Raw genomic sequence first — 19549 nt, 5'->3', positions numbered from 1 at the left:
AGCGATCGCGCTCACGGAGACGTAGCGCGGAGCCGATCGCAGACGGTTGTCCGATCGGCGTACGAAGAGTGTCAGTCGTTCCGCTAGCGGTGTGTCGGCGGTTCGATCAGGATCTCGCCGTCGCCCCGGACGGTCACGTGGTGACCGCCGACGACGAACGAGAGCGTCCCGCCGGCTCGAGGCGTGCCGTCGTGTCGCGGTCGGAAGAGCGAATTCAGAGCGTCCGGATCGACGGTGTCGTACAGCGAGACGCGGCTGTCGGTCACGTCGACGCCCATGCAGTCGGCCAGCGCGTGGATCACGGTCGTACTGAGCGTCGCCGGCCCCTCGGGGTCGTGAGTAGCCCGATACAGGGGTGGAGAGCGGGACTGCGAAGCGGGGGGTGCGTATCCGGTCATAGCTGGTCGTCCCTTCCCACTCTCTATTTGAAGACCAAAAGCGTAATCGTTGATTACTGCCGGTATTATTCAGATCGAGTGGATATACTGCTCAGGATAGAAGAATATCGAGGAGAATGAAACGAATCACGAACGTACCCATCCCACTGTGACGCTCGGCGCGCGTGACCGCAACGATCCCGCCCGCTATCGATCCGTCCGAACACTCGTCACTGCCGCAACCCGGAGATACAGTTCCAGCAGTACGTGAACGTCTGGTCGGCCTCGTTTCGCGCGCCGCAGTGCGGACAGCGGACCGTCTCCCCGTCGAACTCGAGTTCGCGATCGATGTCGGCCTGGTCGGTGTCGCGGATGTCGTCGCCACCGCGGGGGTAGCGATCCGGACCGGGCGAGGACCGCATGCTCGCCCGATTCGGGTCGGCGAACGACGGGGTTCGGTCGCCGTCTCCGTCGTCGCGCCGAGCGTACAGGTAGTACAGTAACAGGTGGAGCAGGGCGAACAGCGCGATGTAGCCGACGAGCCAGCCCCAGAGCTCCATCATCGTGTCATACGTTCTCGAGGCACTTGGATATTCCCCGATTCCCACGATGGAGAGAGTCAGGCCGATCGGAACTATCCCCGTGGTTGGAATTCGGGGCAGCGGCGGCCGCAGTCGAGTCAGGCGATCTCGCGCTATTCGAAATCGTAGAGATCCGTCGAGAGGTATCGTTCGCCGGTGTCCGGGAGGACGACGACGGTCAGTTCGTCCGGGTGGTCGGCCGCGTAGTCGGCACCGGCAGCCAGTGCCGCCCCCGCCGAGATGCCGACCAGCACCCCTTCGCTGCGGCCCAGTTTTCGAGCGGCGTCTTTCGCTTCGGACGCCTCGACGGAACGGGTTTCGTCGACGAGCTCGGTCCGGAGGATATCGGGGACGAATCCGGGGCCGATCCCCTGAATGTCGTGTCCGTCGGAGCTGAGCTCCGAGAGGGTGGGCGACTCGGCGGGCTCGACCGCGACCGACGTGAACGCGGTCTTCCCCCGCTCTTCTTTCACGTACTCCGAGACCCCGGTGATCGTGCCGCCGGTCCCGACGCCCGCGACGACCGCGTCGACCGCGCCGTCGGTGGCCGTCCAGATTTCCGGTCCCGTCGTCTCGCGGTGAGCCGCGGGGTTGGCTTCGTTCTCGAACTGGGACGCCAGAATCGCGTTCTCGCGATCGGCGGCGATCTCCGCGGCGCGCTCGTTGGCTCCGCCCATCCCGTCCTCTGCGGGGGTGAGCTCGAGGTCGGCTCCCAGCGCTCCCAGGAGCTGCCGGCGCTCGGTCGACATCGAGGACGGCATCGTCAACACGCAGTCGTACCCGCGCGCGGCGGAGACCGCCGCCAACCCGATCCCCGTGTTGCCGCTGGTCGATTCGACCACCGTTCCGCCCGGCTCGAGCGCGCCGTCTCGTTCGGCGGCGTCCAGAATCGCCCGCGCGATCCGGTCTTTGACCGAGTAGGGGTTGTGCGACTCGAGCTTCCCGTAGCAGTTGTCGGCGAAGGCGTCCAGTCGGAGCAGGGGCGTCTCGCCGATCAGTTCGTCGACGCTCTCGGCGGCATCGATATCGGCCGCGGGTTCGACAGTTCCGTCCATCGGTTCGTACACGCGGGGCGATCGAACTACCAGTTCTCCCGAACCGATTCGGTTCTCGGGACGCTCGAGGGTCAAATAGCCGTTTGAGCTTGGGAGAGGCTTTTTTCCGCTCGTGACGGTCTATCAGGTATGGATCGACGACAGTTCCTCGCGGCATCGACGGTCGGACTCGCGACGGCGGTCGCGGGCTGTGCGGCGAGCCCGCTCAGCACCGACGACGGCGACTCGAACCCCGACGGTAGCGAGAGCGCCGGTCGGGGAGAGATCACGGTCAGCGCCGGCGGCGAGGTGGAGGCGGAACCGGACCGGGCGATCGTCAGCGTCGGCGTCGAGGCGAGCGGCGGGAGCGCCGAGGCCGTCACCGACGAACTGGCGACGGGAGCCGAGCGGCTCCGCGCGGCGTTCGACGACCTCGAGATCCCCGAGGAGAACGTCGAGGAAGGCCAGTACCGGATCTCCCCGGTCCGCAGACGCGACGGCGGCACCGACGGATTCGAGGGGACCCACTCGTTCGAGGTGACGCTGACCGACGTCGACCGCGTCGGCGAGGTCGTCGACGCGGCGGTCGCGGCGGGCGCGGACGACATGGGCTACGTGAATTTCACGCTACAGGAGGAGACGCGGGCTGAGCTCCGAAAGGACGCGATCGACGCGGCGCTCGACAACGCCGACGCGGAGGCGGCCCACATCGCCGACAACCGCGGCGTCAGCCTCGAGGGGACGACGGCCGTCACGAGCGGCGATGTCCAGGTCCATCCGGTTCGACGGGAGGCGATGGCGAGCGGCGACGCGGCGGGCGGCGCGCCGCCGACCGAGATCGACGCGGAGCCGGTCACCGTCAGTGCCAGCGTGACGGTCACCTACGCGTTCGCCGGGTGATCGCGGCGGCGTCGAACGCGGCCCTCAGCCGGCCGACAACTCGCGGCCGATTCCGTCACGGCCGGCGAGTCGACGCGCCGATTCGGCGCGCGAAAAACCGAACCGATTATGTATTCTTAGGCTCGCCTAAATCTCATGTGGAACGATTCGAACGACGCTCCCACGCTGAAACGCCGTGATTACGTGAAGTACGGCGGTATGATCGCTGGCGGTAGCCTGCTCGCTGGGTGTACGGACGAAAGCGGATCGGATGCCGAGCCGGCAGAGACGTCGACGTCGAGTTACACCGCCGACGTGGCGCCGGTCGGGACGGTCGGTCTCGAAGAGCCGCCGGAGGACGTGTTCACACACTTCCCGTGGTTCGCGGACATGGCGAGCGCCGTCGGGCGGGGAGAGAGCATCAACAACGTCTGGTGGGACGGAACCGCGTCGACGCTGGAGTACTTCACCGCCGAGTTCGACGAGTTCGAAATTCCGTGGAAGGACGAGACTGGATCGTACGGCTTCTCGAAGGAGCAGTTGTACGAACTCGACAGCGACCTCCACCTCGTAGATCCCGCCTGGGTGACGACGCAGGACGACTGGGACGAAGACGACGTCGACGAAGTCGCGACCCACGTCGGCCCGTGGGTCGGAAACTACTACAGTAACTTCCACTCGACGCCGCCCGAGACGTGGGCCGATCGGTACCAGTACTACTCCCTGTGGGAGCTGTTCGAGCGCGTCGCTACGCTGTACGGGGAACAGTCGCGATACGAGGCGCTCACCTCCGTCCGGGACGATCTACTCGGAACCATCGAGGAGGGCCTTCCGCCGGAGTCGGACCGACCGACGGTAGCGTACCTCTCCGTCTCGACCGACCTGTCCGCCATCTACCTGCTCCGTCTGAACGCTCCCGGCTACTTCAACGCCCACACCCGACCGCTCGGCGCCGTCAACGCGTTCGGGGACGAGCAGTGGGACGGCGCGTTCACGGAAGTCGATATGGAGGCCCTGCTGGAGGTCGACCCTGACGTGTTACTCGCGCTGTGGACCGTCACCTCGTCCGTCGACTTCGAGGAGATGACGCGGAACCTCGCGGACGACCCCGTCGGAAGCGAGTTATCCGCCGTTCGGAACGACCGCGTGTACGCGCAGGGGACGCGGTGGCAGGGGCCGCTGATGAACCTCTTCCAGCTGGAAATGACCGCCAAGCAGTTGTACCCGGAGCAGTTCGGCGCGTGGCCGGGCTACGAGAACGGCGACGTATACCCGGCGTTCGGTTCGGACGAACAGCTGTTCGACCATCAGCGGGTCGCGGACATCGTCGACGGCGACATCTAACCGACGAACGGCCATGAGTTCCGACGGTCAGTACGCACGTTTCCGGTCACCGGGTTTCGGCTATCGCCGTCCGGAACGAGAACGGCGAGTTGCTGTATACGGTCCCGTACTCGACACCGCGTTTCGATCGGTACCGAACGGTCGAGAGCCGGTCAGGAGAGCTGTCCGAACGGAGACGATTACCGACCGCGAATCGAGGACGGCCGATCAGTCGTCGGCCGGAACCGCTTGCGTGTCCGCTCGCCCGGAAGCCATGGCGAGCACGTCGTCGAAGAAGTCGAGGGTGTCGTGGGGACCGGGGTTCGCTTCGGGGTGGTACTGGCGCGTGATGACGTCGTACTCGATGCCGTCGATCCCTTCGGGCGTGTCGTCGTTGACGTTGATCTGGGTGACCTCGAGGTGCTCGCCGGGTTCGGCGACGGTGTAGCCGTGGTTCTGGGTGGTCATGACGACCTGGTTGGACTCGAGGTCGAGGACGGGCTGGTTGACGCCGCGGTGGCCGAAGGTCATCTTCTCGGTGGTGCCGCCGAGCGCCTCGGCGACGATCTGCTGGCCGAGACAGATGCCGGCGACGGGCGTGTCCTCGACGAACGCCTCGACGAGCGCGATGGCCCCCTCGAAGTTGACCGGGTCGCCGGGACCGTTCGAGATGAAAAGGAGGTCCGGGTCGACGGCCTCGACGTCGGCGGCGGCGGCATCGTAGGGGAACACGTGGACGGTCGCGTTCCGCTCGAGCAGCGAACTGATGATCGAGCCCTTCGCGCCGCAGTCGATCAGGGCGACCGTCTCGCCGTCGTTGTCTTCGCCGTGGACGACCGGTTCGTCGACGCTGACCTGTGCGCCGATGTCCGTGTGGTCGCTCATGGCCTCGCACTGCTCGAGCTCGGCCAGCGCGTCCTCCTCGGTGACGTCCTCGCCGACGGCGATGCCGCACTTCATCGCCCCGCCGTCGCGGATGTCGGTGACGATCTCGCGCGTGTCGAGGTGGTCGACGGCCGGGACACCTTCGCTCTCGAGCCACTCGACGACGTCCTCGGTGAGTTCCCTCGCGACGACGCCGCGGGGGTGGACGCGGTCGTCCTCGAAGCGCTCCTCGCGGACGCCGTAGTTGCCGATCAGCGGGTAGGAAAAGGTTAGGATCTGTTCCTCGTACGAGGGGTCAGTCAGACTCTCTTCGTAGCCCGTATAGGCCGTGGTGAATACGATCTCGCCGCGGGCGGTTCCCGAGGCACGACCACGACCCTCGATCACGTGGCCGCCTTCCAGTGCGACGTAGGCTTCCGTCATTACGAACTACGTATCGGATGGACCATCATAAGTGTTGTCTTCGAAGCTGAGTTACGATTTTCGTAATCGGTAAGTGCGGGTTCGCCGTAGGTACGCATCTCCATGGACGAACTGGACCGACAGATCCTCGATATCCTCCGGCGAGACGCCCGGACGCCGTACACCGAGATCGCCGACGAGGTGGGGACGAGCGAGGGGACCGTCCGCAACCGCGTCGAGCGCATGATGGACGACGACGTCATCGAACGCTTCACGATTTCGACTCGCACGGGGAACGTCCAGGCGATGCTCGAGATCAGCGTCGCGGTCGACGTCGACACCAAGGAGGTCTCCGAGCGGATGGCCGAGTGGGACGAGATCGACTTCGTCTGGATGGTCTCCGGGGAGCAGGACATCGTGCTGGTGGTCGACGCCGCGGACACGCGCGGGGTCAACGATCTCATCACGAAAGCCCGCGATCAGGAGGAGGTCGTGAGCACGAAGACGCGCCTGATTCTCGACGAAGAACTCGGCTAGGATGAGGGGCCGAACGCGTTACTCGAGCTTCCCGAACCGATCCGGCGGCCGCCGGTCGTCGGTCGCTCGCTCGAAAGCGTATGCCAGCTCGAACAGCCGGGGTTCGGCGAATGCCCCGCCGAGCAGTTCGAGGCCGACCGGCAGCCCGTCGTCCGTGAAGCCGGCCGGGACGACGATCGACGGCAGCCCAGTGTGGGCGGCCAGTTCGCAGTTCATCTCTTCGAACGGCTGGTGGTCGGGAATTGCGACCGGTGGGACCCTCGACGGCGGATACAGGAGGGCGTCGAGGTCGTGCTCGACCAGTTTCGAGAGCGTCGTCTCCCTGAGCCGCTCTCGTCGCTCGAGCCGCCGGAGGTACCCCAGATTCTCGTCCAGCGACCCGGCGTCGACGTCGAAGATGCCGGCGGCTTCGATTCGGGACTCGATCGCGGGCGCGACCGTTCCCGTCTCGACGATTTCGGCCAGCGAATCGTAGGGCGTCTCGTCCCCGAGTTCGGATAGGTACGCATCGAAGTCCCGCGCGAACTCGTACTGCAGCACGCGAGCGCTCGCGAGGCGGTCGAGGTCGACGACCTCGACGGGGTCGACGATCGTCGCACCGGCCGCTTCCATCGTTTCGATGGCGTCCTCGATGACCGTCGTGATCGCCTCGGCGTCAGTCTCCGACCCGTTCGCCTCGTTTCGAAGGCCGAAGAACTGCCGGGCGACGCCGATGCGCGCGCCCTCGAGCCCGTCGTCGTCGAGGTGGGAGACGTAGCCATCCGCGGGGACCTGATCCACACCTCTGGCGGTGACCCGGTCCGCCGGGTCGTAGCCGGCCATGGCCTCGAGCAGCCGCGCGGCGTCCGCGACGGTTCGAGTGATGGGACCCGGCGTGTCCTGAGTCTCGCTCAGCGGGACGATACCCGTCCGGCTCACCAGCCCTCTTGTCGGACGGACCCCGACGAGGTCGTTGAACGCGGGCGGCGACCGGACGGACGAGCAGGTGTCGCTTCCCGTTCCGACGGCGGCGAGGTTCGCGGCGACGGCCGCCGCAGTGCCGCCGCTGGACCCCGCCGGCCGCCGCTCGAGGTCGTAGGCGTTCCGCGTCGCGCCGCCGAGCGAGCTGATCGTGTCGACGCCGAACGCGAACTCCTGTAAGTTCGCCTTGGCGATGATGACGGCACCGGCGTCGCGGAGCTGTTCGACGACGAACGCGTCCCGTGGCGGCGTCGACTCGGCGAGCGCTACCGACCCCGCCGTGGTCGGCATATCGTGAGTGTCGTGGTTGTCTTTGAGAACGACCGGCACGCCGTGGAGCGGGCCGACGACCCCCTCGCTCTCGTAGCGCTCGTCGAGCCGGCGTGCGCGCTCGCGAGCGTCGTCGTTGACCGTCAGAATCGCGTTCAGATCGTCGTCGTAGGCGTCGATGCGCGCCAGATATCGGTCGACGAGCGCTTCGGCCGTGACGCGCTCGTCCGCCATGGCCGCGTGGACGTCGGCGACGGTCGCCTCGAGGAGATCGAACGAGTCTGTGGGCTGTGTTGACATGGAATGTGGTGGGTCCGTACAGGGTAGTTCCGAACCAGGACCCTGAATCTGTCGCCCGGCGGTATTTGGGTGCGGCCGTCCTTGACGGACCGATGGCAACCCGGATCGAACTCAGCGACTGGGACGCGGTGGTCGGGGAACTGCGCCGATTCGGCGAGCCCGGGGACGTGACGGCCGGCGACGATCGAATTCGGCTCGAGTTCGGCTCCGCAGCGCTCGCGGTCTCGCGGGCCGGCCGCGTCAGCACGGGAATGCCGCTCCACGACTTCGAGCACCGAGGGGCGGTCGAGCTCGTCGTGGATCACGATGCGGGATCGGTCAGGATCGAAGCCGACGACGTGAGCTACACGTTCAGGCGACCCGGCGGGTGAGGGCGTCGATATCAGGGTGTGCGTTTCCGATCGAGCCGCTCGAGAACCTCGTCGCGAGCCTGCTCGTCGGTGAGCTCGCGGAGGCGCGCTCGTCGTTCTTTGCGGACGATCAGGTGTGCGCCGTGTCGAAGGGCTTCGGACCGCGAACTGAACGCGCCCCGTTCGACCAGCGCGTCGAGTTCGGTTACTAGCTCCGGCGGGAGCGATACCGGAACGGACGTTCTATCACGGCTCATGGATGTGCAAACGTCATCTGATTCAATAAACCCGTTCTCGCTACCCATCGGGATCGAGTCTGATCGGTTCAGGCTCTCGAGCCCCCGCTTACGAACCGACCGCTCGAGATCCCCCCAGTGGCCCCCCTCTCCCAGTGGTGGTTCCGAACGGGCCTCGAGCGGCCGGCTGGCCGCCGGGGACTCGAGCGCGAGGGCGGCTACTCCCCGCTACTGTCCTCGAAGGGGTCCGGCGGGAGGGAACAGCCGCAGGGTTCGACGGTGCCGGTGTCGGGGCCGGTGAGGACGGCGAAGAGGACGGGGTCGCCGCAGTGTGGGCAGTCCCGGAACGGGGAGGAACTGTCGTCGGTGGGCTCGAGGTCGACGTTCATCGGCGGTCACCTGTGGGTTGTGGCGATCGCTGAACTGGGCTCGAGGGTCGTTGCGGCTGGCGATTCGGCTGTCGTGCGGGACGTTTATATCCCGGTAGAATGTACGGAATCATGCTTTCAACTCCCTCTCGGGATTGAAAGCCAGTCTCGGGTGGGCTCAGCACCCGGGACGTTTCAGTGGCGTCCCCGCGGAGACCGGCTTCCGGTCTAACCATTGACTCGTTGTAACTTATATCTACTGCTAACGGTGTAGAATAGAACTGATTGAGTTCGCGAATCGGGATTGCTTCTACTTGAGAAGTGATGACTGAACAGTAAGTATCCTGCTCACGCTGGCAACACGGAATTGCCACGCCCTCCCCAGCCGATTCGCTCGGTCACTCCGTTCCCTCGCTCATCCCTCGCGCAGTGTCGTCGGCCGTCCTCGCGGCGCTCGGCCGGCCGACAGCGCGCGCCACCGCAGGGCGGTTCGTGGGTCGGCCTGATCGCGGTCGGTCCCTCAGTCAGCCTCTTCCTCCTCGCCCGGCGGTTTGCCCACGCCGGGGGTCGGCCGTTCGATCGCGTCGATCACCTGCTTACGCTCGTGGATCTTCCGGTAGGCCCGGCGGAGCAGGCGGTCGCTCCCCGAGCGGGAGACGCGTGCGCTCACTCGGCCGTCGCGGATCGCGTCGACGATCGACTCGGGGGTGAGCCGGTCCGCCTCGACGACCGTGTACGCCCGGCCCACCTCGAAGGGGTAGTGGGCGTCGCTGCCGCCGGTCAGCGGCAGGTCCCGTTGCTTCGCCAACTCCTCGACGAGGGGCTGGGAGCGCGGGTGCTTGCCGTTGACCTCGATCGCGTCGAAGGGGACGTCCTCGAGTTCCCGCACCGTGCTGTTCCGGAACGGGTGGGCGACGATGGCGGCGCAGTCGCGGTCGTGTGCCAGTGCGACCGCCTCTTCGGGGGAGAGCGCGCCGGGTTTCGTCGCCGCGGGCGGGTCGGGGCCGACGACGAGGACGTGGCCGCGGTCGGTCGTGATCTCGATCCCCGGCAGCGTCTCGACGTCCGGAGACGGGTCGAACGCGGTGTAGTAGTCGTGGTTGGTCGTCGCGACGCCGTCGAGGTTTCGCCGCTCGGCCATCGCGGTGAGCAGCCGAACGCCCAGCGGGTCGTACCGATCGCCGAGCGAGCGCCGGCCGTGGAAGAATCGCGTGTGCGCGTGGAGATCGACTCGGTACATACCGGGGCAAACGCCGGCCAGACCCTTTTGGATGCGGCCGGCATGGGCTGTAGTATGTCACCCCCCGAGGCGAGCGATCGCGTTCTCGTCTGCAACCCCGTCAGCGGGAGCGGGGACCACGTCGACGACGTCACCGCGCTCGCGGCCGACCACGGGTTCGAGGTTCGAACGACCGAGCAGGGCGGCGACGCGAAGCGGTTCGCCCGCGAGGCCGCACCCGAGGCCGACCTGATCGCCGCGGCCGGCGGCGACGGCACGCTCAACGCCGTCGTCAACGGGGTCGCAGGGGCGGATGCACTCGAGACGACGACCGTCGCCGTGGTCCCCGCGGGCACGGGCAATAATTTCGCGACGAATATCGGGGTTCAGGGGCTCGAGCACGCTTTTACCGTCATCGAAGACGGCCGCCGACGGGAGATCGATATCGGCACGGCGAACGGTCGGGTGTTCGTCAACTCCTGCGTCGGCGGGATCACCGCCGAGGCGAGCAGCGAGACGACGACGGAGAGCAAGGCGGAACTCGGCGTGCTCGCGTACGTGAAAAACACCGTCGAGACCCTCGGCGAGTTCGACTCGCTCCCGTTGCGGGTGGAGACGGCCCCGCGGCCGAACGGCGAGCGGGCGCGGGCCTGGGAGGGCGAGGCGCTGTTCGTCCTCATCGGGAACTGTCGGCGATTCACCGGCGCGCGAACCGCGCAGGCCCACGTCGAGGACGGCCTGCTCGAGGTCACGATCGTCGAGGACGCCGCGACCGCGAACCTGGTCGGCGGCGCGGCGCTCGAGGGGCTGTTCGGACAGGAGAGCACGCACATCGTCCGCCGGCGGACCCCGTCGCTGGCGATCGAGAGCCGCGAGGAGTCGGTCGCGTACAGTCTTGACGGGGAGATGCTGGAGACCGAGACGCTCCATCTCGAGACGACCCCGAACGCCCTCGAAATCGCGGTCGGCGAGGACTATCGAGCGGATCCGGACGATGGGGAGCTGTGGCCTCTCGAGACGCCCGCGGACCAGTAGGTCGTCAACCCGCCGTCAGTATCGATTCGAAACGGTCGGGACGAGACGATACTGGTTTCAAGAGTCACCGTAATTGTGGTGGTATGAGCACGCCGGAGGAGGACCTCCAACACGAGAACGCCGGACAGGACGTAATCGCCGTCGACGCCGACGACAACGAACTCGAACTGGTCAATCGGCTCGACGCCCACACTGGCGACGGGATTCGCCACCGGGCCTTCACCTCGATCGTCTTCGACGGCGAGGGGAACGTGTTGCTCGCCCAGCGCGCGCCCGACAAGCGCCTCTGGGGGACCTTCTGGGACGGCACCGTCGCCTCCCACCCCGTCGAGGGCCAGAGTCAGGAGGAAGCGACCCGCGAGCGACTCGAGGAGGAACTCGGGATTACGCCCGACCAGTACGACGATCTGGAAGTGACCGACCGCTTCGAGTACAAGCGCTACTTCGAGAACGCGGGCGTCGAACACGAGGTCTGTGCCGTCCTGCAGGTGACGCTGACGGACCGCAGCCTCGATCCCAACGAGGAGGAGGTCGCCGGGCTGATGTGGGTCCCCTACGAGCGGCTCCACGCCAACCCCGAGTGGTACCGCCAGCTCCGACTCTGCCCGTGGTTCGAGATCGCCATGCGGCGGGACGTCCGATAGCGAGCGACGCGAACTGGAACCCGATACCGAAATATATTTTTGCCGACACCACGTCCGACGAGACAGTACGGACCCGACGTCCGGCCGTCGGCTCACGTTCCACTCGAAACGCGGTTCTGGGCGCTGAGACGGTGACTTTCGGTCCCGGAGCCGACGCCGATTCCGATCGTTTTTCGAGACCGAACGGTATCTAACAACAGTACACGAACGGGAGGTTTATGAGGGAGTGCTCACACATGCAGGATAGACTGCGATGGTCACTGGTACGCTCAGACGTCTTCTCCGGGGGAGCCTGCTCACCTCGTCCGCGTCGGCAGGTGGCTCGACCGCCACGGGAGCGACGGCGGAGTCGAAGCCGTCGGCGGAGGCCGAGGGACTCCCCGACGAGCCGCTCGACGTCTGCCTCTTGAGCTATCGATCGAACCCGTATTCGGGGGGACAGGGCGTCTATGTGAAGTATCTGAGCCGTGCCCTGACCGACCTCGGCCACTCCGTCGACGTCATCTCGGGGAAGCCCTACCCCGAGCTCGACGACGACGTCGGACTGGTGAAGCTGCCGGGCGAGAACGTCGTCGACGAACTGGACCGGCTGGGCCAGTTCGAGCCCGCCTACCTCCGAGATCCCCTCGCGCTCTACGAGTGGCTGAGCGCGCTCACCGGCGGCTTTCCCGACCCCTACGTCTTCGGCCGGCAGGTCGTCGACTACTTCGAGGAACATGAACCCGAGTACGACATCGTCCACGACAACCAGTCGCTCTGTCACGGCCTCAGAACCCTCCGCGAGCGGGGCCACCCGGTCGTGGCGACCGTCCACCATCCGATCACGGTCGACCGCGACGCCGCGCTCGAGGCGGCCGGCGGCCGGGGGGAGCGACTGCTGATCCGCCGGTGGTATCGCTTCCTCCGGATGCAACGCGAGGTCGTCCGGGACCTCCCCCACATCCTCACCGTCTCCGAGTCGGCCAAGCACCGCACCGTCACTGACTTCGGGGCCGATCCGGAGTCGATCCGCGTCGTCCACAACGGGATCGACACGGACCTGTTCGAGCCCGTCGAGCGAACCACCGACCGCCCGCGCGTGATGACGACCGTCAGCGCCGACGTCCCGCTGAAGGGTGCTCGACACCTGCTCGAGGCCTTCGCGGCCGTCCGCGAGGAGATCGACGCCGAGCTGGTCGTCGTCGGGGAGTTCGACGAGGGCGGCGAGTGCGACCGGCTGATCTCGACGCTGGGCATCGCGGACGCGATCGAGACGCACAGCGAGATCAGCTACGAGCGAATGGTCGAGCTCTACGGCACCGCGGACGTGGCAGTCGTCCCGTCGCTGTACGAAGGGTTCGGGCTGCCCGCCGGCGAGGCGCTCGCCTGCGGCGTTCCGGTGGTGGCGACCACCGGCGGCGGGCTTCCCGAGGTGGTCGGCGACGCCGGCGTCCTCGTCGAGCCGGGCGACGCCGACGCGCTGGCCGAGGCGGTTCGGGACCTGCTCGAGGACGACGAGCGCCGCCGCCGACTCGGTGAGCGGGGACGGGAACGCATCGTCGAGGAGTTCGACTGGGAGCGGGCCGCCCGCGAGACGGTTCGGGAGTACCGGAACGCCATCGAAACGCGCGCGGGGGAGGGCTGAGATGGAGACGATCGATTTCGACCGGCTGCCGCTGACCCCGGACGTGCGCGTCCTCGACGTCGGCTGCGGCGAGGGCCGCCACGTCCACGCCGCGGCACTCGAGAACGTCGCCGAAGTCGTCGGGCTCGATCTCGGGCGGGAGAACCTGGTCGCGGCCCGCGAGGACCACGAGCAGTACATCGCGCCGGAGTCCGACGTCCCGGTGACCTTTCTCTCCGGGGACGCGTTGCGCCTTCCCTTCGAGGACGGCGCGTTCGACGTCGTCTGCTGTACCGAGGTCCTCGAGCACCTGCCCGACTACGAGTCGGCCATCGACGAGCTTCGGCGGGTCTGTGCGCCGGGTGGCACGCTCGCGGTGAGCGTGCCTCGAGCAGGCCCCGAGCGGATCTGCTGGGCGCTCTCCGACGAGTACCACGAGGTGGAGGGCGGCCACGTCCGCATCTTCGACCGCGAGGAGTTGCGGGCCGCCATCGAGCGGCGCGGGTTCCGGCGGGTCGACGGGCACTTCGCCCACGCCCTGCACGCGCCCTACTGGTGGCTGAAGTGTCTCTGGTGGGACCGCGACGAGCGGGGAGAGTCGCCGCTGCCCTTGCGGGCCTACGACCGCTTTTTGGAGTGGGACGTGCTGGAATCGCCCCGCCCCGTCCGACTGCTCGAGCGGGCGCTGGACCCAGTGGTCGGCAAGAGCGTCGTCTACTACTTCGAACTGGAGGGGCGAGCGTGAGCAACGTCTCGTCGGGACGGTCGCTTTCCGACTGGGGGCTCGAGCCCGCAGTGAACTACATCGAGCGCGTGCAGCGCTCGGACGGCCTGATTCCGTGGTACCCCGACGGCCCGGCGGACCCGTGGGATCACGTCGAGAGCGCGATGGGGCTGTCGGTCGCGGGCCGCGAGACGGCCGCCCGCCGCGCGTACGATTGGCTCGCCGACGCCCAGCACGACGACGGCGGGCTGTGGGCGACCTACGGCGAGGCCGAGCCGGGCGACGGTGCCCACGCCGGCGACGAGCCGCGCAAGGAGACCCACCGCAGCGCCTACGTCGCCGTCGGCGTCTGGCACCACTACCGCTGTACCGGCGACCGGGCGTTTCTCGAGGCCCTGTGGCCGACCGTTCGCGACGCCCTCGAGTTCGCGTGCGTTCGGCAGGCCGCGACCGGTGAAATCTACTGGGCCGTCGGCGCGGACGGCGAGGTGTACGAGGACGCGCTCGTCGCCGGCTGCGCCTCGCTCTACAAGAGCCTGGCCTGCGGGGCGGCGATCGCGGCCGAACTCGGCCACGGGGACGAGCGCGAGCGCTGGCTCGAGGCTCGCGCCGACCTCGGCGCGGCGATCCGCGAGCGGCCCGATCGGTTCGACCGCACGTGGGAGAGCAAGTCCCGCTACGCGATGGACTGGTTCTATCCCGTTCTCTGCGGCGTGCTGACCGGCGAGCCGGCACGACAGCGCCTCGAGGCCGGGTTCGATCGGTACCTCGAGGACGGGCTGGGCTGTCGCTGCGTCGCGGACGAGCCGTGGGTGACCGTCGCCGAGTCCTGCGAGCTCGTACTCTCGTTGGCCGCGGTCGGGGAGCTCGAGCGGGCGCGCGAGATCTACGAGTGGCTCTTCCAGTGGACCGACGACGAGGGCGTCTTCTGGACGGGCTACCAGTTCGAGGACGAGGAGTTCTGGCCGGGCGACCGGCCGACGTGGACCGGCGGGGCGGCGGTGTTGGCTGCAGATGCGTTGTCGGGACTGTCGGGGGCTGCGGGGCTGTTTACTGAGCCGGTGTTCGAATGAACTGATTCGAGCGGGTGTGTCCTGATGTGCCTGAAGGAATAGAATTGCGACAGGGGAATCTGGAACTGATCACTGATCGTTTCCCGACTCACGTCTGTGTCGCCAAATAATTACAGCGGCCAACCCTCACCTCCGTGCGAAAATATCCAGCTGAACCACATGAATCGAGGGTTCGAGTAACTCATAATTCAATATCTCAGTCAGTATTCGATGCTGGAACTCTATTTATCAGAACCGTCTATCCGCTTAGAATCCAGTAAGTCAGCGATCAGGTAGTGAAACCGGAGGCGGTAGCGGGGGACGAGAAGTGTGGGCAACGCGTCCCGCTACCCCCGTGGGAGCACGTAATGGTCACGTGCACCCAGTCCGAGGACCACCTGCCGTCAGTGTCGGTGCCAGAAATAATCCAAGGTAACTGGATCAGGATTGCTCCTAATCCAGTAACGTGGTTACGCCGGTCACTCTGCAGACTGGTAGACGATGTTCGTCTGTTCTGTATTCTGGTCGACGTACTTACTGTCGTCTGCTTTCTGCGTAGTACTGGTCGACTGGGTTGCCGTCTGATGCGTATCGTCCCATGAATCCGCCGTCTGTGTAGTTTTCAGGATCTGGTCACTATCCTGATCAACGTCATATGCGTCCTCGGCGGACTGGTATGCTTCAGCATCCTGATCGCTGTTCTGGTTCACGTCGTCGAACGAATCACCGTGCTGTTCGACCGTGCCTTTTTGATAGATGTCCTGGTAGACATCGTCCTCATCTGCTTCCTGTCCTGCGCCTAAGTATTGGTCTGCACTCTGATCGACATCCCAAGAATTCCAGTCCGCGTCCTGAGTGATGTCGTCCTCTTGCTTAACCTCCTGATCGGCCTCGTCAAGGGCAGCTGCACTCCCGGCGAGTACCAGACTGCCTATTAGTGCCACGGTTAACAGCGTTGCGATTGTACGTTTCATACTTTTATGCACCGGGAACGTACCAAGAAGACGGCGTCACCACCAGATTGGACCGCTGTGGGACGCCCCATTATTGGGACGCGATCACCGTCCTCCGTGTACGTTACCCGGATGAGAGTCCCGACAGGGGACGTATTAGTCGGAAACCATCGTTTCGCGACCTACAGTACGTTTCTGATATAAACGACGACTGAAGCCGAATCTAATACACAGATACAGCAAACACTGTAGAACGGTGATTTTTGATCTACGAATCGAATAGCGACCGATATATTAAGACCTGGGAATATGATGTCCAAAGAAATAACTATTGGTAATGTAATGGGCGAAACAGTATCAAACTACCCTCCAACGGTTTAGCACATACGATATAAAATTGGGATATTAATCACGAAACTGTCTACCGTCATGCGGTACAGGAGAGTAGAGAAATACTATTTTAACAGGTAATAGATAAAATACCGAGAAAAATGAGTTCACATATATTCAGTCAAATAAATCAGTCTTCGTATGCTTCGTCATCATCACGGTCGATAAGATGGTCCTCCGATTACCGAAGTAGTGCTTCTCGGGCAGCCAGTACGTTTCGCTGGGCCAAGTACGAAATATACCGTTCGGCAAGCCGAAAAATAGTATTCCGAGGGTCGTGGGTCCGAATTCGTTACGGTGATTCGAGTTCGTCACTCTCTAACTCGCCCTCGAGATAAGCACGACCCTGATCCGTAATTCTGTAATAACCCCGGTCGTCGTCGACTTTTCGGAGGAGTCCGTGATCTTCTAAGACGGGAAGACGGCGTTTCACTGTCGGATGGGAGACGCCGTCGATGTTGTACGAGACCACCGCTGGTGGCATTGCTATCCCCGTTTCCTCGAAGAACTCGAGCAGGGCGGGATCGGATTTCGTCATCCACGATACCAGCGGGCGCATTTAGCGGTCAACTCTGGTTTGGCTCGAGAATCCGATCGTCGCTCGGCAACTGCATCCATTTCTCTGGACGACGCGCTGTCATTCCTCGTTCAGTTCTAGTTCCTCAGCGTCGAGTTCGCCTTCGAGATACTTCTGACCCTGCTCACTGATCCGATACAGGCCCCGGTCTTCATCATAATACTCGACCAGTCCACCATCCTGCAACGCCCGCAGTCTGCGCCGTACGTGCGAGATCTTGTAATCGATGTTGGCCTCGACAGTGGATGGATTCGCGATGAGAGGTCGGTTTCCCTCGTTGAGAAGGAACTCGAGGATCGCGTCGTCGGCCCGCGTCATCCAGTCCACCCGTGGCCGTCGCATTCGATCGTGAACACACGAAACACCGTGTTAGAACGCTCGATTCGATAGTATTTGTACGCTGTTTACCGTCTTCTAGTACTGTGTTTGATGCACTAGTTCTAAGTGGTGTCCACTCATTATCTGAACCAACGGAAGCCGAACGGACCCACAGCTACCCGAATCGGTCCTCGAAGACGCGGACCCGGTGTCCCAACCACCGGCCCGCGTGGCTTCCGTTACCCACAGAAAGCCATGTCAGACGACGATTCGCGGAGCCTTGAACCCCCCGCTCGAGCAGCCGAATCACCCCACGACGAACACCCACCTGACCGCCACACCTGGATCGAACTCACCGGCTTCCAGCGCGACTGTCTCGAGGCCGTCGCCCGCCGCGAGCGCGACGGCTACGCCGGGTACCCCTCGGGGATCAAGTGGGCCCTCGAGCGCTGGTATCCGGCAGTGGGCCGCGCCCGGCTCGAGCCGAACCTGCGTGCGCTCGTCGGCCGCGGCCTCGTCGCACCGCGGGACGACCAGAGCGGCGGCGTCCCCGCCTATCGCCTCACCGATGCCGGGCGCGCGCTGCTCGGTCGGCAGGCCGACCGGCTCGCCGTCTTCCGTGGCGCTCAAGCCGAGGGCGACGACGCGATGGAGGAGGGGGGCGCTCGAGAGAAGCAGATGGATCGACCGACCGAAACTCGAGACGACCCCTAGCGCGGTCGCCGCGCGATCCCCGTATCGCAGACCACGCACGACCGAAGCCCGTTCGTTTCCGCAAACTGATCGAACAGCCTCGAGAGCCGCACGTCGTGACTCGCGAGCACCCCGCCGGAGGCCAGATGCGACAGCGCCGTCTCGTACTCGAAGCGCATGTGCGGCAGCCGATGGTCCGAATCGTGCAAGAAGAGGTCGACGGGGCCGACCTCCTCGAGCAGCTCCGGCAGAACCTCCCGCGCGTCGCCCCGATGCAGGTCCCATCGGTCGCGACACCGATCAGGAATCAGGTGGCCGTACGCGAACGGCCCCGGCGGCCCGCCCGGTAGATCAACCGCGTGCAGCGTCCCGCCGCCGTTCTCGCACAGCGCGGCGAGGATGTGCGCGTCGAACGAGCCGAACAACACGCCGGTCTCCACGACGGTCTCGATTCCCAGCGCGCGACAGACGACGTAGAGCGTTACCCCGTCGCGCCAGTGGGTCGTGTCGGCCGCGACGCCGGCCGCGTGGATCTCGTCGACCCGGTCGGCGTAGCCGTCGTGGAACCACTCGAGGTCGTCGTACTCCCGCTCGTACCCTCGCAGTTCGGCGGCCGACGCCGGGAGCACCTCGGCCAGCCGGTCGGCCCGCTCGCGCGTCTCCCGGCCGTAATCGAGCCGGCGGCGCTCGAGCCCCAGGCGGGCCTTCCGAACGGCGTAGATCGCGTCCCGGAACGAACTCGTCACCGATACCCCAGCGCCTCGAGGCGCGATTCGATTTCGGTGCCGTCCGTCGCGGTCCCGTCGTCGGTGCCGGTCTCGCGAACGCCCTCGGGAAGGGGGGGCTCGCAGGTCCCCCGATCCCGCCCCTTGCGGACCACCCATGGGACCCGCCGGAGCGAGGGGACCGGCGTTCCGGGCGGGTGCGACCAGACGCCGTACTCCCCGATCGCGTTGCCGTGATCGCTGGTCATCGCGACCCGTCCGTCGCAGTTCGCGAGGAGTCGCGCGACGTCGTCGAGCACCCACTCGAGGTTGTCCCGGTAGGCAGCCCAGACCGCGTCGGGGGCGAGCTCGCCGTTCCGCAGTTTGATCCAGGGGTCGTTCATCGAGTCCGTATCGTCGTCTTCCTTGGCTTCGGCCTCCGCTAACGCCTCGAGCGCCTCGCGTTCCGCCGGCTCGAGGTCCTCGAGGTCGATTTCCTCCTCGTCGTCCCCGTCGGTGAACTGCCCCCAGTGTTCGATGTCGGCCGAGCCGAAGAACCACCCCGGCTGCGATCGGAACGGGGCGTGGGGTTGCATGTAGTGGACGAGCACGCGGTCGATGCCCAGCTCCGCTCGCGCCCGCCAGATCGCGATCGCGGCGTCGGTCAGCGAGTCGGGCGGGATCGTCGAGATGTCGTCGTCGACCCACTCGTCGCGCCAGGCCTCGTGGAAGACGCCGAAGTCGTCGGCCTCGAGCGGGAGCACGTCGTCGGAGGTGATCAGAATGTGTTCGCAGGACTGTGAGGAAAAGGGGTTGCCGGTGACGTAGGCGGTGCGAGCCATCTCCTCGCGGTACTCGGGCGCGAAGGTCCGGTCCATCCACTCGGCGGACTGCGAGCCGACCGACCACAGCGAGTCCACGCCCTCGGGGCCGGGCAGCGCGTCGTGGCCGGCCGCCGCGACCTCGCGCATGAGATCGAGGCGGCAGCCGTCAAGCACGCAGCAGACGTCCCACTCGCGCTCCCAGATCGACGTGGCGGGGACGAGTCGTGAGAGCGCGTGTCCGATGCGTCCGGTCGCGATCTTCCCGGATAACGTCGCGAAATCCATCAGCGTCGGCTCCTGTCAGCCCACTG

23 protein-coding genes are annotated in these 19549 nt (G+C 65.7%); 10 read left to right on the top strand and 13 right to left on the bottom strand.

Annotation, left to right across the window (positions count from 1 at the left end):
* Nucleotides 1–83: 83 nt before the first annotated feature.
* The 3 genes from NDI89_RS04380 to cysK all read right to left on the bottom strand — a co-directional run bounded on the left by NDI89_RS04380 (nt 84) and on the right by cysK (nt 2013).
* Nucleotides 84–398, bottom strand: a complete 315-nt coding sequence (locus NDI89_RS04380) for a HalOD1 output domain-containing protein (RefSeq protein ID WP_277520293.1) — start codon at nt 396–398, stop codon at nt 84–86.
* A gap of 209 nt (nt 399–607) precedes the next feature.
* A complete protein-coding gene (locus tag NDI89_RS04375; RefSeq protein WP_277520292.1) occupies nt 608–937 on the bottom strand; it encodes a DUF7577 domain-containing protein in 330 nt (109 codons plus the stop codon).
* 134 nt (nt 938–1071) lie between these two features.
* Nucleotides 1072–2013 carry a cysteine synthase A gene (cysK, locus tag NDI89_RS04370; RefSeq protein ID WP_277520291.1) on the bottom strand — a complete coding sequence of 314 codons (942 nt, stop codon included), beginning with the start codon at nt 2011–2013 and terminating at the stop codon, nt 1072–1074.
* A 129-nt stretch (nt 2014–2142) separates the two neighbouring features.
* Between cysK and NDI89_RS04365 the strand changes: the two genes are divergently transcribed.
* Together NDI89_RS04365 and NDI89_RS04360 are read left to right on the top strand one after the other, a co-directional pair.
* Nucleotides 2143–2892: an SIMPL domain-containing protein gene (locus tag NDI89_RS04365; RefSeq protein WP_277520290.1), complete on the top strand. Its 750-nt coding sequence runs from the start codon at nt 2143–2145 to the stop codon at nt 2890–2892.
* 135 nt (nt 2893–3027) lie between these two features.
* Nucleotides 3028–4215 carry an ABC transporter substrate-binding protein gene (locus NDI89_RS04360; protein ID WP_277520289.1) on the top strand — a complete coding sequence of 396 codons (1188 nt, stop codon included), beginning with the start codon at nt 3028–3030 and terminating at the stop codon, nt 4213–4215.
* A gap of 207 nt (nt 4216–4422) precedes the next feature.
* Here the strand turns inward: NDI89_RS04360 and carA are convergent, their stop codons facing one another.
* The gene (gene carA, locus NDI89_RS04355) at nt 4423–5502 is read right to left on the bottom strand and encodes a glutamine-hydrolyzing carbamoyl-phosphate synthase small subunit (RefSeq protein ID WP_277520288.1); all 1080 of its coding nucleotides are present in this window, start codon (nt 5500–5502) and stop codon (nt 4423–4425) included.
* Nucleotides 5503–5604: 102 nt separating this feature from the next.
* On the opposite strand from carA, the gene NDI89_RS04350 reads away from it, so the two are divergent.
* Nucleotides 5605–6018 carry an Lrp/AsnC family transcriptional regulator gene (locus NDI89_RS04350; protein ID WP_226004385.1) on the top strand — a complete coding sequence of 138 codons (414 nt, stop codon included), beginning with the start codon at nt 5605–5607 and terminating at the stop codon, nt 6016–6018.
* Nucleotides 6019–6036: 18 nt separating this feature from the next.
* Here NDI89_RS04350 and NDI89_RS04345 read toward each other — a convergent pair whose 3' ends face one another.
* Nucleotides 6037–7548 carry an amidase gene (locus NDI89_RS04345; protein WP_277520287.1) on the bottom strand — a complete coding sequence of 504 codons (1512 nt, stop codon included), beginning with the start codon at nt 7546–7548 and terminating at the stop codon, nt 6037–6039.
* 92 nt (nt 7549–7640) lie between these two features.
* Between NDI89_RS04345 and NDI89_RS04340 the strand changes: the two genes are divergently transcribed.
* The gene (locus NDI89_RS04340; protein ID WP_277520286.1) at nt 7641–7919 is read left to right on the top strand and encodes a hypothetical protein; all 279 of its coding nucleotides are present in this window, start codon (nt 7641–7643) and stop codon (nt 7917–7919) included.
* A gap of 11 nt (nt 7920–7930) precedes the next feature.
* Here the strand turns inward: NDI89_RS04340 and NDI89_RS04335 are convergent, their stop codons facing one another.
* The 3 genes from NDI89_RS04335 to NDI89_RS04325 form a co-directional block, all read right to left on the bottom strand.
* The gene (locus NDI89_RS04335; protein WP_277520285.1) at nt 7931–8155 is read right to left on the bottom strand and encodes a ribbon-helix-helix domain-containing protein; all 225 of its coding nucleotides are present in this window, start codon (nt 8153–8155) and stop codon (nt 7931–7933) included.
* Between the two features lie 197 nt (nt 8156–8352).
* The gene (locus NDI89_RS04330; protein ID WP_277520284.1) at nt 8353–8523 is read right to left on the bottom strand and encodes a hypothetical protein; all 171 of its coding nucleotides are present in this window, start codon (nt 8521–8523) and stop codon (nt 8353–8355) included.
* A gap of 499 nt (nt 8524–9022) precedes the next feature.
* Complete coding sequence (locus NDI89_RS04325) at nt 9023–9742, bottom strand: PHP domain-containing protein (RefSeq protein WP_277520283.1); 720 nt, start codon at nt 9740–9742, stop codon at nt 9023–9025.
* A 42-nt stretch (nt 9743–9784) separates the two neighbouring features.
* Here NDI89_RS04325 and NDI89_RS04320 point away from each other — a divergent pair, with 42 nt between their 5' ends.
* From NDI89_RS04320 to NDI89_RS04300, 5 genes are all read left to right on the top strand, one after another.
* A complete protein-coding gene (locus tag NDI89_RS04320) occupies nt 9785–10756 on the top strand; it encodes a diacylglycerol/lipid kinase family protein (RefSeq protein WP_277520503.1) in 972 nt (323 codons plus the stop codon).
* Between the two features lie 83 nt (nt 10757–10839).
* Nucleotides 10840–11400, top strand: a complete 561-nt coding sequence (locus NDI89_RS04315; RefSeq protein WP_277520282.1) for an NUDIX hydrolase — start codon at nt 10840–10842, stop codon at nt 11398–11400.
* 253 nt (nt 11401–11653) lie between these two features.
* Nucleotides 11654–13024, top strand: a complete 1371-nt coding sequence (locus NDI89_RS04310) for a glycosyltransferase family 4 protein (RefSeq protein WP_277520281.1) — start codon at nt 11654–11656, stop codon at nt 13022–13024.
* A 1-nt stretch (nt 13025) separates the two neighbouring features.
* Nucleotides 13026–13748 (top strand): class I SAM-dependent methyltransferase, encoded by a 723-nt coding sequence (locus NDI89_RS04305; protein WP_277520280.1) that lies wholly within the window; start codon nt 13026–13028, stop codon nt 13746–13748.
* Nucleotides 13745–14800, top strand: coding sequence for a prenyltransferase (locus tag NDI89_RS04300; RefSeq protein WP_277520279.1), 1056 nt, complete (start codon nt 13745–13747; stop codon nt 14798–14800). The genes NDI89_RS04305 and NDI89_RS04300 overlap by 4 nt, the downstream gene beginning before the upstream one ends.
* Nucleotides 14801–15258: 458 nt before the next feature.
* On the opposite strand, the gene NDI89_RS04295 is transcribed toward NDI89_RS04300, so the two are convergent.
* From NDI89_RS04295 to NDI89_RS04285, 3 genes are all read right to left on the bottom strand, one after another.
* Complete coding sequence (locus NDI89_RS04295) at nt 15259–15753, bottom strand: hypothetical protein (protein ID WP_277520278.1); 495 nt, start codon at nt 15751–15753, stop codon at nt 15259–15261.
* 661 nt (nt 15754–16414) lie between these two features.
* Nucleotides 16415–16681: an ArsR family transcriptional regulator gene (locus tag NDI89_RS04290; RefSeq protein WP_277520277.1), complete on the bottom strand. Its 267-nt coding sequence runs from the start codon at nt 16679–16681 to the stop codon at nt 16415–16417.
* Nucleotides 16682–16759: 78 nt separating this feature from the next.
* Nucleotides 16760–17017, bottom strand: a complete 258-nt coding sequence (locus NDI89_RS04285; protein WP_277520276.1) for an ArsR family transcriptional regulator — start codon at nt 17015–17017, stop codon at nt 16760–16762.
* Between the two features lie 255 nt (nt 17018–17272).
* On the opposite strand from NDI89_RS04285, the gene NDI89_RS04280 reads away from it, so the two are divergent.
* Complete coding sequence (locus NDI89_RS04280) at nt 17273–17731, top strand: helix-turn-helix domain-containing protein (protein ID WP_277520275.1); 459 nt, start codon at nt 17273–17275, stop codon at nt 17729–17731.
* Here the strand turns inward: NDI89_RS04280 and NDI89_RS04275 are convergent.
* Nucleotides 17728–18456 carry a class I SAM-dependent methyltransferase gene (locus tag NDI89_RS04275; protein WP_277520274.1) on the bottom strand — a complete coding sequence of 243 codons (729 nt, stop codon included), beginning with the start codon at nt 18454–18456 and terminating at the stop codon, nt 17728–17730. The genes NDI89_RS04280 and NDI89_RS04275 overlap by 4 nt on opposite strands.
* Complete coding sequence (locus tag NDI89_RS04270) at nt 18453–19523, bottom strand: alkaline phosphatase family protein (protein ID WP_277520273.1); 1071 nt, start codon at nt 19521–19523, stop codon at nt 18453–18455. The genes NDI89_RS04275 and NDI89_RS04270 overlap by 4 nt, the downstream gene beginning before the upstream one ends.
* Nucleotides 19524–19549: the final 26 nt, after the last annotated feature.

The sequence above is a fragment of the Natrinema salsiterrestre genome (assembly GCF_029502005.1).
Lineage (GTDB): Archaea > Halobacteriota > Halobacteria > Halobacteriales > Natrialbaceae > Natrinema > Natrinema salsiterrestre.
Note: the sequence above shows the minus strand (reverse complement) of the source record. Positions and strands in the feature narration are given on the sequence as shown.

Coding starts and splice junctions, on each gene's coding strand:
- NDI89_RS04280 (WP_277520275.1), top strand. CDS start 17,273: ATGTCAGACGACGATTCGCGGAGCCTTGAACCCCCCGCTCGAGCAGCC.
- NDI89_RS04325 (WP_277520283.1), bottom strand. CDS start 9,742: ATGTACCGAGTCGATCTCCACGCGCACACGCGATTCTTCCACGGCCGG.
- NDI89_RS04290 (WP_277520277.1), bottom strand. CDS start 16,681: ATGCGCCCGCTGGTATCGTGGATGACGAAATCCGATCCCGCCCTGCTC.
- carA (WP_277520288.1), bottom strand. CDS start 5,502: ATGACGGAAGCCTACGTCGCACTGGAAGGCGGCCACGTGATCGAGGGT.
- NDI89_RS04320 (WP_277520503.1), top strand. CDS start 9,785: ATGGGCTGTAGTATGTCACCCCCCGAGGCGAGCGATCGCGTTCTCGTC.
- NDI89_RS04285 (WP_277520276.1), bottom strand. CDS start 17,017: ATGACGCGGGCCGACGACGCGATCCTCGAGTTCCTTCTCAACGAGGGA.
- NDI89_RS04310 (WP_277520281.1), top strand. CDS start 11,654: ATGGTCACTGGTACGCTCAGACGTCTTCTCCGGGGGAGCCTGCTCACC.
- NDI89_RS04330 (WP_277520284.1), bottom strand. CDS start 8,523: ATGAACGTCGACCTCGAGCCCACCGACGACAGTTCCTCCCCGTTCCGG.
- NDI89_RS04335 (WP_277520285.1), bottom strand. CDS start 8,155: ATGAGCCGTGATAGAACGTCCGTTCCGGTATCGCTCCCGCCGGAGCTA.
- NDI89_RS04350 (WP_226004385.1), top strand. CDS start 5,605: ATGGACGAACTGGACCGACAGATCCTCGATATCCTCCGGCGAGACGCC.
- NDI89_RS04315 (WP_277520282.1), top strand. CDS start 10,840: ATGAGCACGCCGGAGGAGGACCTCCAACACGAGAACGCCGGACAGGAC.
- NDI89_RS04270 (WP_277520273.1), bottom strand. CDS start 19,523: ATGGATTTCGCGACGTTATCCGGGAAGATCGCGACCGGACGCATCGGA.
- NDI89_RS04305 (WP_277520280.1), top strand. CDS start 13,026: ATGGAGACGATCGATTTCGACCGGCTGCCGCTGACCCCGGACGTGCGC.
- NDI89_RS04340 (WP_277520286.1), top strand. CDS start 7,641: ATGGCAACCCGGATCGAACTCAGCGACTGGGACGCGGTGGTCGGGGAA.
- NDI89_RS04360 (WP_277520289.1), top strand. CDS start 3,028: ATGTGGAACGATTCGAACGACGCTCCCACGCTGAAACGCCGTGATTAC.
- NDI89_RS04345 (WP_277520287.1), bottom strand. CDS start 7,548: ATGTCAACACAGCCCACAGACTCGTTCGATCTCCTCGAGGCGACCGTC.
- NDI89_RS04380 (WP_277520293.1), bottom strand. CDS start 398: ATGACCGGATACGCACCCCCCGCTTCGCAGTCCCGCTCTCCACCCCTG.
- NDI89_RS04365 (WP_277520290.1), top strand. CDS start 2,143: ATGGATCGACGACAGTTCCTCGCGGCATCGACGGTCGGACTCGCGACG.
- NDI89_RS04295 (WP_277520278.1), bottom strand. CDS start 15,753: ATGAAACGTACAATCGCAACGCTGTTAACCGTGGCACTAATAGGCAGT.
- cysK (WP_277520291.1), bottom strand. CDS start 2,013: ATGGACGGAACTGTCGAACCCGCGGCCGATATCGATGCCGCCGAGAGC.
- NDI89_RS04375 (WP_277520292.1), bottom strand. CDS start 937: ATGGAGCTCTGGGGCTGGCTCGTCGGCTACATCGCGCTGTTCGCCCTG.